We start from the raw sequence: 14,044 nt of genomic DNA on the forward strand, positions 1-14,044 counted from the left end.
ATATATATCATATGAACAACGAATATAAATTGAAAAATGGTAGCGGTTGTCTAGCTTGCACAGGCTGTGGACGACAAGACAACAAGCTGAATACATACGACTGGATGGCGGATATCCCCGGAAATTCAGAAGAGCAAGATATGGTGGAAGTTCAATTCAAGAACACCAGAAAGGGATATTATAAAAACAGTAATCGTCTTCCACTTATGAAAGGCGATATAGTAGCTGTAGAAGCAAGTCCTGGACACGATATAGGAACAGTTACACTTACCGGACGTCTTGTTCCTTTGCAAATGAAAAAGGCAAACATTCGTCAGGATGTAGAAATTAAAAGGGTTTATCGCAAAGCTAAACCTGTGGACATGGAAAAATACGAAGAAGCAAAGTCGCGCGAACATCAAACCATGATACGTTCAAGAAAGATAGCAGAAGACCTTGGACTGAAAATGAAAATAGGTGACGTGGAATATCAGGGCGACGGAAATAAAGCTATTTTCTACTATATAGCAGATGAACGTGTGGACTTCAGACAGCTAATAAAAGTGTTGGCTGACGCTTTCAAAGTTCGAATTGAGATGAAACAGATTGGTGCACGTCAGGAAGCAGGAAGAATAGGTGGTATCGGACCGTGTGGAAGAGAATTGTGTTGTGCCACATGGATGACAAGTTTTATCTCCGTTTCTACCAGTGCAGCCAGATATCAGGACATTTCACTAAATCCTCAAAAGCTTGCAGGACAATGTGCCAAGCTAAAATGCTGCCTGAACTACGAAGTAGACGCATACGTGGAATGCCAGAAAAGACTTCCAAGCAAAGAAATTGAATTGGAAACAATCGATTCTACATACTACTATTTCAAAGCTGATATTTTAGCAGGAACTATAACTTATAGCACTGATAAAAGTTTTCTTGCCAACGAATGTACCATCAGTGCCCGCAGAGCATTTGAGGTTATAAACATGAATCGTCGTGGCGAAAAACCTGAAAAACTGGAAAGTAGCGAGAATGCAAAGGAAGAACGTAAATCAAAAGACTTGCTGGAACAGGAAAGCTTGACAAGATTTGACAAGAACAAAAACTCCAAAAATAAAAAGAAGAAAAATAAAGGAGCACCAAACAACTTACCTTCAGAAACTGAACAAGCATCTGTAGAAAAGCCTGTAGCAGAAAAGAATCAAAACAAAGGACAAAAGCCACAGGAAAAAGTTAAAGAAAATAATGATTCTGAAAAGCAAACAGACAACAGACCTAGAAACCAACGAAACAAAAATAGAGGAAATAATCCTAACAGAAGACAAAATAACGGAAATCAAGGCGAACAAAAACCGAAAACAAACAATCAGCAACAGCAGCCGGAAGGCAAAGTCAATACTGATAATATGCCACAATAAAACAAACATATAAAACAGGCAGAGGAAAACCCTCTGCCTGTATATCTATATATTAAAGAATCCAACACAAATATCCCAATATGTCTGCCTATATATACAAACTGATATTAATTTCATTATGCAGTACATTTACATACTGCACATCGAATACTGTATATCATCATTACAATCCCATATCAAACGATGGTTGGAAAAGGTCAGACACAATATTCTTTATACTAAACGATAGCCTAGAAATAGGCGATTATAACACTCAAATCGGTATCAGACATACCATAGACTATCCATATAGAGATTTATGGCTATCTATACTGATGCACGACAAAATTTCTCCAGACACTATTCATCTTTTTATAGCAAACGAACGCGGAAACTGGAATGGAAACGGAACAGCGAGCGGTTATTACCAATATGAATCAGAAGCGCCTATATTCAAATACACAAGCCAAGCTGACTCTATTATAAAAGTATGGCATATAATGAAAGAAGAAACACTGCTTTCAATAACCGATATAGGCATCAAAATATCAAAACAATAATATTATCCTTTTGTATTTCCGTGTCGTGCCGCATCAATTCTTAGAAACACGAACAACAGAATGGTAAATCCCCATAACGAAGAGCCTCCATAACTGAAGAACGGAAGTGGAATACCAATAACAGGAGTAAGTCCTAAAACCATTCCAACATTGATAAAAAGATGAAAGAAGAAAATACTCATTACACAATAACCGTAAACACGGGCAAACCTCGTAGGCTGTCGCTCTGACAAATATATAAGGCGCAATATCAGCGAAAGATAAACAAGGAGAACCACCGAAGACCCTATAAAGCCCTGCTCCTCGCCCACCGTACAGAATATAAAGTCAGTATCCTGTTCTGGCACATACTTAAGTTTTGTCTGAGTACCATTCAGAAAACCTTTACCTGCAAAACCACCTGAACCTATTGCTATTTTACTCTGATTCACATTATATCCGGCTCCGGAAGGATCATCTTTCATTCCAAGCAATACTTCAATCCTTACTTTCTGGTGAGGTTCAAGAACATTCGCAAAAACATAATCTGTAGAGAACAGGAATACAACCGAACCTATAACAAAAACCGATATATATAAATAACTGTATATCCTTTCACGCAAGAAAAAAACAATCATAGCAATAGATAAAACCCCATTAACTATTAATAGCATATATACCATATTAAAGGGTATTACATAAAAGGAGAATAACACTCCCAAAATAATACAAGTAATACCTACAGCAAGGATTATCATAGCTAATTTCTGTGCCTGCCTGCAATATACCCATATAAGCCCTGACGTAAGAATTATAATAAGTGATAATACAGCAAACTCTCCCCAAGGAGTTATTCCGTCCGCCATTGGAACTATAGAAAACCTGATACCTACAATAAAGTAAACTACAGCACATACACCAGTAAATAATATTGCCCCAGGCATTCCTTCCCTATACAACATAAGGAAAAAAGAAAGATATACCAGTGCCGAGCCCGTTTCCTTCTGCATAATAATAAGAAACATCGGTATCAATATAATAGCAATAGTAGCTATAAAATGCTTTCTATTAGATAATGAATAAGTATATTCACCCATAAACTTTGCCAAAGCCAATGCCGTACCGAATTTTGCAAATTCGGCAGGCTGTATGCTTACAGGTCCTAGTACGATCCATGATTTAGAACCTTTTATTTCATGCGGATTAAAGATAGTGGCAAAAAGAAGCAAAAGCAGAATTCCAAATATAAGGAATGCATATGTATCGAAAAAACGATGATCAAGTGAAAGTATGACAGAAGCCAAACCTAACGAACAAGCTATCCAAACCAACTGCTTTCCGGAACGCAAACCAAAGTCCAGAAAATTCGCATCACCATAATCATAGCTAGCTCCACAAATACTAAACCATCCGCAAATAACCAGCAAGATATACAACAGTACAGTCCACCAGTCAACATTCTTAAATATACTATCTTTCTTGTAAGCCATAATTAATTCTTCGTTTCTGTATCTCATCAGCCTGTAACTGACTTTGTGGCGAAAGTTCACCCTTCAAATATTTTTCTATCATCAGTTTTCCTATCGGAACTCCGTAAACAGCACCGAAACCTCCATTTTCCACATACACAGCAATTGCTATTTTAGGATTATCCATAGGTGCAAATCCCATAAAGGCAGAATGGTCTTTACCTTTGTTTTGGGCCGTTCCTGTTTTACCACAGACCTCTATATCCGGAAGATTTGCGCCTCTACAAGTTCCACCCAGGACAGCGGCACGCATTCCTTGCACAACTTCATCATAATGTGTACGGTCTACTTTGGTAAAATGTTTTTCAGAATACTTTTTGTCAAGCTGGTCTCCTTCAACTTCCTTCACTACATGTGGAGTTATATAGTATCCTCTATTTGCTATTGTAGCACCAAGATTGGCAATCTGCAATGGTGTAAGAGTAACCTCACCCTGACCTATCGATATACTTATGATTGTCAGTCCATTCCATGACCCACGATAAGCCTTGTCGTAAAAAGCTGCATTAGGAATCATCCCACGTTTCTCGCCGGGAAGATCTATACCTAAAGTATATCCAAATCCCATTGATACCATATAGTCACGCCATGTATTCATGGCATTCTGAACAGAACCATATTTACTGCGAGCGCCAATCATATAATATAATCCCCAACAAAAGTATGCATTACATGAAGTAGCCAAAGCCGGAATAACTGACAAAGGAGAGCCATGAGCATGACACCCCACATGCAATCCCCTAAAGTTGAAACCATGAGAACAAGGATATTGAGTATCGGTATTGATTATACCTTCCTGAAAGAAAGTAAGCGCCTGCGAGGTCTTGAATGTGGATCCCGGCGGATAAGTACCCATAATTGCACGATTTAGCAATGGTTTCCAAGGATCAACAGAGAGTTTCAAATGATTTTCCCCTCTATGTCTTCCTGCCATCAGGTGTGGATTATATGAGGGAGACGACACCAGACATAGGACCTCACCAGTTGACGGTTCTATGGCAACAATACTACCTATCTTGCCTTCCAAAAGTCTTTCTCCCAAGGCCTGAAGTTCAATATCCAGACTTAACTTAAGATTCTTTCCTGCTACCGGAGCCTTGTCGAGGCTACCATTCATATAATTCCCCTGAATTCTTCCATGAGCATCACGGAGCAATATCTCTACTCCCTTCTCGCCTCGCAACTGTGTTTCATACGAACGTTCCACTCCCAGCTTACCGATAAAATCTCCTCTTTTATAATAAGGATCTTCTTCTATCTCGCTTTTCGAAACCTCTGCAATATCGCCTAGGATATGAGCACCACAATCATATCCATACTGTCTCACAGTTCTGGCCTGTATATAAAATCCGGGATAATTAAAAAGCTTTTCACGAAAAACAGCACAATCCTCTGAAGAAAGTTGAGTAAGGAGAACCTGATGGGTATATCTTGAATATCCTGGGTTAATGTTTCGGTTACGTATATCCTTGAAACGCTTAACAAGAAAATCCTTTGAAACGCCCAATGTAGTAGCCAATTCAAGAGTATCAAACTTCTCTACTTCCTTCATTACAACAGTAATATCATATGCAGGCTGATTGAAAACCAGCAGTCTCCCCTGCCTGTCGTATATCAGTCCGCGAGGAGGATATTTTACTCTTTGCAGAAGAGCATTACTGTCGGCATTGCGTTTGTAGTCGTCACTCATTATCTGCAGAGAAAAAAGCCGTATAATAAAAACCAGAACGATAAGGATTACTACTCCTCCAATAGTATATTTCCTTTTTTCAAGTTTATAATCACGTTTCACTATTTTTTCCTCCCTACAAATTCTATAATAATAATAAATGCTACAGTGACAAGAGTATCGGCTATGGTTGCTATTGCTACATCCGAAATTTTGGCAATAGAGAAAGCATCAATAGTATTCAAGACAGCAGAATGTAATAACACACAAGGCAATACATACCTGATGTAAGGCCATAAGCGCATTGACTTTATACCTGGAATAAAAGAATCTGAGGCATCACGCGAAGTCTGCCATCTTAGCAATAATGGTCTTGCCATAGCCAGCCATATAGATGCCGTAGCATTAAGTCCGGGAGTATTGGCAAAAAGATCTACGCATAGTCCTATTAGGAAAGAATAAAGCAACAGAGCCTTTCGTCCTGTGTCAGAAGAAAGTTTAAGAATAAACACTACATAAAGCAATGGTACTGCATAACGCGATACCTGTATCTGGCTAATAATCACACCCTGAATAAGAACAAGTATGACAAACCATTTTATTTTATCTACCCATGTAGCTGTCATTTCAATATTTTATATCTTTTTCAAGTTCCGTTAATTCTTCACGCGGTGGCAATGCCATTACATATACATCATTAAGTCGTCCAAAATCAGTAAACAGGCTTATCTCTAATGTAAACGACATTTCATCGTCACTTTCATCCTTAGATATAACCTTTCCAACCGGTATTCCCTCTATAAATACTGTACTATGCCCACTGGTTACAACTGTATCTCCTATCTCGTATTCAGCATGTCGCGGAACATCAGTCATAAAAGCTGTAAGAGGGTCACCTCCCTCCCACTTGAGAAAACCAAAATAGTCCGTACGTGCTATTTTGCAACTTATACTACTTCCTGAATTTATAACAGGAAGCACCAATGAATAGTTATCAGACGTACGACATACAATTCCCACGACACCCATTCCGCTTATGACTCCCATACCGGTACGTACTCCATTAGACTCACCTTTATCTATAGCCAGATAATTATCAAATCGTCTGACACTGATATTCACGACTCTTGCAGGACATACCACAAAAGAACGATCCATCAAAGTTGGCGGTTTCTTCATTACAACTACAGACGAATCTGTCCTTACTATTTTTTGCATTCCCTGAATTACTATCAGGCTATCATTTCCATGCTCATTTTCGCCTACGAGTTCCTTATAATATTCCAGTTGCTGCATAAGGTAAATATTACGTTCCGTAAGGTCACGATTCATCTGCTTAAGGCCAAAATAGCGTGTTACCTCTGCAGCAACCTTAGTAACAGAAGCAGTCACTTCGGACGCAGAGGTAAACCATACACTTCCCTGAAAGCTATTGAACCTGAACAATAAGATTGCAGCAATCAATTGAAGCAATATAAACAGAGCCCAATGGGAATATTTGATTAAAAAGTCTAATATATTACGCACGCAATATTATTTAAATTCGTAAAAGCGAAAACAAGCTAAAAATCAGCGCATAAGGAATGAGAAACGGTCAACATTCTTAAGCGCAATACCTGTTCCCTTTGCTACACTAAGCAACGGGTCTTCCGCTACATGGAACTGAATATTGATTTTATCGGTCAGACGTTTGGACAGTCCTCTTAATAAAGCACCTCCGCCGGCCAGATAAATACCATTATTTACTATATCGGCATATAGTTCTGGCGGTGTATTTTCAAGAGCACTCAAAATAGCCGTTTCAATCTTTGCAATACTCTTTTCAAGACAGTGAGCTATTTCCTGATAGCATACAGGTACTTCCATAGGAAGCGCAGTAATTCTGTTTGGACCACGAACTATATAATCTTCAGGAGCTTCATCGCCAAGATCCGTAAGAGCTGAACCTACATGTATTTTTATACGTTCGGCCATACGTTCACTGACTTTCACATTATGCTGACGGCTCATATATTCCTGTATATCTGCAGTCAAGTCATCACCGGCAATACGTATTGAGTTATTCGACACGATACCACCCAGAGAGATAACTGCAATTTCAGTAGAACCACCACCTATATCCACAATCATATTACCTTCAGGAGCCTCAACATCCAAACCAATACCAATAGCAGCAGCCATAGGTTCGAAAAGCAGATACACGTCACGTCCGCCAGCATGTTCAGCACTATCGCGAACAGCACGAAGTTCTACTTCTGTAGAGCCTGAAGGCACACCAATAACCATTCTAAGCGAAGGCGTAAAAAGTCTTTTTCCTGGATTTACCTTCTTGATAAGTCCACGCATCATCTGTTCGCAGGCATTAAAGTCTGCAATCACACCATCACGAAGCGGACGTACAGTACGGATGTTAGGATTTTCCTTTTCATACATCAACTTAGCGCGTTCTCCCACCGCAATCATCTTCTCCGTACGTCTGTCCAGAGCCACAACAGAAGGCTCGTCCACAACTATTTTATTATTACTTATAATGATGGTATTGGCTGTGCCAAGGTCCATCGCTATTTCTTGTGTAAAAGAGAATAAACCCATCTTTTAGGTTGTTGTTTATTAATATGGCATAAGGATTAGCACCTCATAGACACGACGTGCTAACCCTTCTGCTATAAAATTAATATGATATATTATTTAGTATTTTCTGCAAAATAAGCGTGTATTGCAGTATCATAATGCGAAGAAACTCCGAACGCTTCGCGTGCAAGAGCCTTTCTTTCATCACGAGTAGTAACAGCACCTCTTTCGTTCAATATGTTCTGCAATGTAGGATACTGCTCTTTGCTAGCCACAATAACTACATCATTAAAGTTCTTAGCAGCGGCACGTATAAGCGAGATACCACCTATATCTATTTTTTCGATTATATCCTGTTCGCTTGCTCCAGATGCAACAGTAGCTTCAAACGGATAGAGGTCTACAATTACCAAATCTATTTCAGGAATTTCATACTGTTCTACCTGCTTGCGGTCGCCTTCAAGTTCTCTGCGGCAAAGAATACCTCCAAAAATTTTTGGATGAAGAGTTTTTACTCTTCCACCCAAGATTGATGGATAAGTAGTGATATCTTCTACGGCCAAACATGGATAGCCTAATGATTCTATAAACTGACGTGTTCCACCTGTACTAAGGAACTGTACACCTTCTTCATGAAGTTTGGCAATAATCGCATCCAAACCGTCCTTGTGATAAACCGAAATAAGTGCGGTCTTAATTTTCTTTGACTCTGACATTGCTATTGTAATTTTTAAATTCGACTACAAACTTACACAAAAAATCTTGATTTATAAGCGTATTAATAAAAATAAAGACTTTAAAGTGCGTATATTGTGGCGAAAAGCTATTCTTAGAACCTATCCTGTTAGTTTTTCTCCAGTAAATTATACTATAGTAATAAATATTCCGGCAGTGTACGATATATAAATTCACAGCGAATAAAAACACTTTACCAAAATGCCTTGACGTTTTGGTCAAAACGACAAAGCGTTTTACTTAAAAACGTCAAGGCGTATAAATAAATATACCGATTCATGTGAAAGATGTTTCCTAATAGAATATAAGATATCTCCAGAAGTATAATTATTGGGAACATATGCAATATTCACTATTTAGTAACAGGTTTGTAACAGGTTTGTAACATTTTTGCAATATGTATTTAGAATTAAATTACGACCTTTGCATCGAAAAATCAAAGCTTAATTATTTTTTATGGAAACTATTTATTTGGGAATTGTAATATTCCTCTTCATGCTGGCCGTATTCGACCTGATGGTTGGAGTCAGTAACGATGCTGTGAACTTCATGAACTCCGCTGTTGGAGCTAAAGTAGCAAAATTCAAGACAATCATTATCGTAGCTGCAATAGGCGTATTTGCAGGAGCAGTGCTAAGTAATGGTATGATGGATATAGCCCGCCACGGCATATTCCAACCAAACAATTTCTCATTCTACGAAATAATGTGCATCCTACTTGCCGTTATGGTAACAGACGTAGTGCTACTGGATGTATTCAACACTCTGGGGCTTCCTACTTCTACTACAGTATCAATGGTATTCGAATTATTGGGAGGTACCTTGGTTCTTGCACTTTTAAAACTTGTTTCCGATGAAAGCGGACTTACACTTGGCGATTTGCTAAATACAGAAAAGGCATTGTCTGTAATATTAGGTATATTCCTTTCTGTTGCAATAGCATTCATTGCCGGTACAATAGTACAATATATTTCCCGTCTTATATTCAGCTTTAACTATAAAAAGCATCTTTCCTGGACTATCGGTATATTCGGTGGTATAGCTGTAACATCTCTTTCATACTTTATTCTTATAAAAGGACTCAAGACTGCTCCTTTCATTACTCCAGAAGTAATGGCTTGGGTTGACTCAAACACTACAATATTAGTGACAGGATGTTTCGTATTCTTCACTTTATTCATGCAAATCCTGCACTGGTGCAAGGTGAATGTCTTGAAAATAATCGTTCTCCTCGGTACATTCTCGTTGGCTCTCGCATTTGCAGGTAATGACCTTGTAAACTTTATCGGTGTTCCTTTGGCCGGTTATTCTGCATATACAGACTATGTAGCCAACTCAAATGGCGTGGGTGTAGACGGATTTATGATGGAATCACTTATGTCGTCTGCCAAGACTCCACTTATCTTCCTTATAGCCTCGGGTATTGTAATGGTATATGCTTTGGCAACATCAAAAAAGGCTAAAAACGTAATCAAGACTTCAGTAGATTTGGCACGCCAGGAAGAGGGTGACGAAATGTTCGGCTCGTCAGGTCTTGCACGTACAATAGTACGCCGTGCTACAAGCATTAACGATTTTTTGGTAAGAGTTATCCCTGCCAACGTAAGAAACTGGATAAACAGCCGATTCAATAAAGACGAAGTCATACTTGAAAACGGTGCGGCATTCGACCTTATACGTGCAGCCGTAAACCTGGTTCTTTCAGGTCTGCTCATCATTATGGGTACTACAATGAAACTTCCTCTTTCTACTACATACGTCACATTTATAGTCGCTATGGGTACATCACTGTCCGACCGCGCATGGGGACGTGAAAGTGCAGTCTACCGCATCACCGGTATGCTTTCTGTTATCGGTGGATGGTTTATCACTGCATTCGTAGCCTTTACAGCTTGTGCCCTTGTAACAGTAATAATGTTCTATACGAATATCGTCGGCATGGTGGCGTTTATTGCGTTGGCTGTATTCCTTCTTGTTCGCAGTAATATTATGTACAGCAAGAAAGAAAAAGCTGAAAAACAAGACGACCTGTTCAAACGTATGATGGCTAGCAAGGACAAAAACGAAACTCTTGCATTACTCCGCGAACATGTTAAGGAAACACTTACCAACTACATTGAATTCAGTAAAGATGCATACGTAAAAATGACTGACGGTTTCATAAACGAAGATTTGAGAATGCTGAAGAAATCTTTAAACGAAACAGACGAACAGCGCAAGCTTCTGAAAAAACGTCGCCGTAAAGAGATTCTTGGTCTGAGACGTATTCCTATCACTATAGCAATAGAAAAGAACACTTGGTTCCACCTTGGAACAAACAGTTGCGAAGAAATGCTATACTGCTTGAAGCGTATTTGCGAGCCTTGTAAGGAACACGTAGACAATAACTTTAACCCTGTAAGAAAAGACGATGTAGCTGAATTCCTTCCTATCAGAGAAGAGTTGTGCGAACTTATGGACCGTACGCGTAACGCCATCATCAATAACAATTATTCTGAGGCAGACGACATTCTTAAGAAAGGCGATGAACTGAAAAACAAGATTTCTGCTCTGCGCAAAAATCAGATGAATCACATGCAGGAAGCAGACAACAGAAGTCTTAAGGCATCAATGGTGTATCTGAATATTCTGCAGGAAACTCAGGAGTTGGTTAGTGTATGGAGACACTTGCTCCGCGCAAGCCGATTCTTCCAGGGTGACTATGTACCTCAGGAAATTCCACAAATGGGTATAATGGACAGTAAAGCATAAGCTGATAAACACACAATTAACCACAAACGGCTGCATCAGTGAATTCCCGATGCAGCCGTTATTTTTTTCTGTTCAGACTAAAAGAATATTAGATATTAGACATTTCTTCCTCCTTGCGTTTCAAATAAAGCTGATACGAATTGAAAACATTATGCCATACACTGTAGAAACCTGCAGCTACAGCCGTAACAGGAGTAAAGAACGTATAGCCCATCCAAATAGCCAGCACTGTATTTTTCTGTCCCAGTGCCTGGCCTGCACTTATAGTATCATCGTATCTACGTCCCACTTTCTTCCCTATATAAAACTGAAGGAAGCAAGCTACACACGACACTATAGCCAAACCTATCTGATACCATATTGAAACATCGCTGTGAACAATACTTTTTACTGTAACGGCTATTGCCAAAGTAAGTGCAACCGCCCATAGGTAGAACGACAATCCGTGATATTTTCCTATAAAGGCATGAAGCTTTGGCGATAGATAGCGTAACAAAACTGCCAGAATGAACGGACACAGCAGCAATGGGAACACCTTACCCAAAATCATTAAAAACGAAGCTATAAATCCTACCCCATCCTGCGGATGTATAACAGGGACTACAAGTGGAACAAGAAAGGCTGTTACCAAGTTTATAAGAATGGTATACGAAGTGAGATGCGCTGCACTACCTCCCAATTTTCCAGTCACTACGGCAGCAGCAGTAGCAGTAGGACAGATAAGACAAAGCATAGCTCCCTCTAACAATATTCTGGAATGCAGTTCCGGAAATACATACAGGACTCCGGCAAGGAGAACAAACGAAAGGCTCTGGATTAGGAGTAATACAATATGCCACTTACATGGTTTCAGCTCGCTTATGTCAAGCTTGCAGAAAGTGAGAAAAAGCATCATGAAAATAAGCATAGGCTGAACTACAGCTACAGCATGCTCCACGTATGGTTTTGTAGGCTCCAGAAACGGGATATTCACATAAACAAAATATAGAATCACTCCAAGAGCCATAGCTATAGGGAGTGTCCAGTTCTTTATAAATCGAATGATATTCATACAGTTTGTGAGTTTATTTGTTAATGAGTTTATTTATACCAACTCAAAAAACTTATTCCCAGCTTATTGATAAAAAGAAACGCCGGATTTACAATCCGGCGAAATCTTGTCAACTCGTCAATCCGTTAACTCGTCAACTTAATATTATTTGCAGTTACCTGCACAGCGAGGCTTAATCTGCTTGAAGAAATCGTTTCCTTTGTTATCAACAAGGATAAATGCTGGGAAATCTTCTACTTCAATCTTCCAGATAGCTTCCATTCCAAGCTCAGGATATTCCACACATTCAATACTCTTGATATTGTTCTGAGCAAGGATAGCTGCAGGACCACCGATAGAACCAAGATAGAAACCACCGTGCTTCTTACATGCATCTGTAACAGCCTGGCTACGGTTACCTTTTGCAAGCATAATCATGCTACCGCCGTGGCTCTGGAACAAATCAACGTATGGGTCCATACGTCCGGCAGTTGTAGGTCCCATAGAACCACAAGCCATACCGGCAGGAGTCTTGGCAGGACCAGCGTAATAGATAGGATGATCCTTGATATACTGTGGAAGATCTTCACCACGGTCAAGACGTTCTTTCAGTTTAGCGTGTGCGATATCGCGACCTACGATGATAGTACCGTTCAAAGAAAGACGAGTAGCCACTGGATACTTGTCAAGTTCAGCAAGGATTTCATTCATAGGACGGTTGAGGTCAATCTTCACTGCATTTCCTTCGCCTGCCTGACGCAATTCTTCCGGTATCAGTTCGCCTGGGTTTGAATCAAGTTTTTCAATCCAGATACCGTCTTTGTTAATCTTACAACGGATATTACGGTCAGCCGAGCAAGAAACACCTAGACCTACAGGACAAGATGCTCCGTGGCGTGGCAGACGGATAATACGTACATCGTGTGCATAGTATTTACCTCCGAACTGTGCACCAAGACCGATACGGTGTGCTTCTTCCAAAACCTGTTTTTCAAGTTCTACATCGCGGAAAGCACGTCCGTATTCATTACCAGTAGTAGGCAGATTATCATAGAAACGAGTAGAAGCAAGTTTCACTGTCAGTAAGTTCTTTTCAGCAGAAGTACCACCGATTACGAAAGCAATATGATATGGAGGACAAGCTGCTGTACCCAGAGTCTTCATCTTTTCTACAAGGAAAGGAACAAGAGTAGCAGGGTTAAGGATAGCCTTAGTTTCCTGATAGAGGTAAGTCTTGTTGGCAGAGCCACCACCCTTAGTTACGCAAAGGAATTCATATTCCATACCCTGAGTAGCTTCGATGTCAATCTGTGCAGGAAGGTTGCAACGTGTATTCACCTCTTCGTACATTGTAAGAGGAGCGTTCTGTGAATAACGGAGATTTTCTTCAGTATATGTTTTATAAACACCAAGAGAAAGAGCTTCTTCATCACAATATCCTGTCCATACCTGCTGTCCTTTTTCACCGTGGATAATTGCAGTACCTGTATCCTGGCAGAAAGGAAGAACACCCTTAGCAGCAACTTCAGCATTACGCAGGAAAGTCAAAGCTACGTATTTATCGTTGTCGCTGGCTTCCGGGTCAGTAAGTATCTTTGCAACCTGTTCGTTGTGCGAACGACGAAGCATAAAAGATACATCGCGGAAAGCCGCATTAGCCATAGCAGTCAAACCTTCCTTTTCGATTTTAAGGATTGGTTTGCCTTCAAACTCGCTTACTGATACATAGTCTTTAGTAAGCAGATAATACTCTGTATTGTCATGTCCGTGTTCGAACATTGGCTGATACTTAAATTCTGGTGTTGCCATATTCTTTTGAGTTTTAGAGTTATTGAGTTTTAAGTTATTAG

General features: G+C 39.7%; 10 protein-coding genes and 1 pseudogene. 3 read left to right on the plus strand and 8 right to left on the minus strand.

Features of this window, described 5'->3' with window-relative positions; all coding sequences use genetic code 11:
* The first annotated feature begins 11 nt into the window (after positions 1–11).
* A complete protein-coding gene (gene ricT, locus I6E11_RS04270; protein WP_235336578.1) occupies positions 12–1,391 on the plus strand; it encodes a PSP1 domain-containing protein in 1,380 nt (459 codons plus the stop codon).
* Positions 1,392–1,471: 80 nt separating this feature from the next.
* On the plus strand, positions 1,472–1,930 hold the full coding sequence (locus I6E11_RS04275) for a gliding motility lipoprotein GldH (protein ID WP_235336579.1): 459 nt from the start codon (positions 1,472–1,474) through the stop codon (positions 1,928–1,930).
* Between the two features lie 2 nt (positions 1,931–1,932).
* On the opposite strand, the gene rodA is transcribed toward I6E11_RS04275, so the two are convergent.
* The 6 genes and pseudogenes from rodA to I6E11_RS04305 all read right to left on the minus strand — a co-directional run.
* Positions 1,933–3,399 (minus strand): rod shape-determining protein RodA, encoded by a 1,467-nt coding sequence (gene rodA, locus I6E11_RS04280; protein ID WP_235336625.1) that lies wholly within the window; start codon positions 3,397–3,399, stop codon positions 1,933–1,935.
* Positions 3,380–5,230 carry a penicillin-binding protein 2 gene (gene mrdA / locus I6E11_RS04285; protein WP_235336580.1) on the minus strand — a complete coding sequence of 617 codons (1,851 nt, stop codon included), beginning with the start codon at positions 5,228–5,230 and terminating at the stop codon, positions 3,380–3,382. Before mrdA ends, rodA begins: the two co-directional genes overlap by 20 nt.
* A complete protein-coding gene (locus I6E11_RS04290; protein WP_235336581.1) occupies positions 5,230–5,733 on the minus strand; it encodes a rod shape-determining protein MreD in 504 nt (167 codons plus the stop codon). The genes mrdA and I6E11_RS04290 overlap by 1 nt, the downstream gene beginning before the upstream one ends.
* A gap of 1 nt (position 5,734) precedes the next feature.
* Complete coding sequence (gene mreC, locus I6E11_RS04295) at positions 5,735–6,634, minus strand: rod shape-determining protein MreC (RefSeq protein WP_235336582.1); 900 nt, start codon at positions 6,632–6,634, stop codon at positions 5,735–5,737.
* A 42-nt stretch (positions 6,635–6,676) separates the two neighbouring features.
* Entirely contained in the window at positions 6,677–7,699 is a 1,023-nt protein-coding gene (locus I6E11_RS04300; protein WP_235336583.1) for a rod shape-determining protein, read from the minus strand.
* Between the two features lie 110 nt (positions 7,700–7,809).
* Positions 7,810–8,394, minus strand: a pseudogene (locus I6E11_RS04305) (IMP cyclohydrolase); the annotation flags it as partial.
* A gap of 475 nt (positions 8,395–8,869) precedes the next feature.
* On the opposite strand from I6E11_RS04305, the gene I6E11_RS04310 reads away from it, so the two are divergent.
* Entirely contained in the window at positions 8,870–11,164 is a 2,295-nt protein-coding gene (locus I6E11_RS04310) for an inorganic phosphate transporter (RefSeq protein WP_235336584.1), read from the plus strand.
* An 88-nt stretch (positions 11,165–11,252) separates the two neighbouring features.
* Here I6E11_RS04310 and I6E11_RS04315 read toward each other — a convergent pair whose 3' ends face one another.
* Positions 11,253–12,215 (minus strand): bile acid:sodium symporter family protein, encoded by a 963-nt coding sequence (locus I6E11_RS04315; RefSeq protein ID WP_235336585.1) that lies wholly within the window; start codon positions 12,213–12,215, stop codon positions 11,253–11,255.
* Positions 12,216–12,359: 144 nt separating this feature from the next.
* A complete protein-coding gene (locus I6E11_RS04320) occupies positions 12,360–14,003 on the minus strand; it encodes a fumarate hydratase (RefSeq protein ID WP_235336586.1) in 1,644 nt (547 codons plus the stop codon).
* Positions 14,004–14,044: the final 41 nt, after the last annotated feature.

The sequence above is a fragment of the Bacteroides caecigallinarum genome (assembly GCF_021531075.1).
In the GTDB taxonomy this organism is placed as follows: domain Bacteria; phylum Bacteroidota; class Bacteroidia; order Bacteroidales; family Bacteroidaceae; genus Phocaeicola; species Phocaeicola caecigallinarum_B.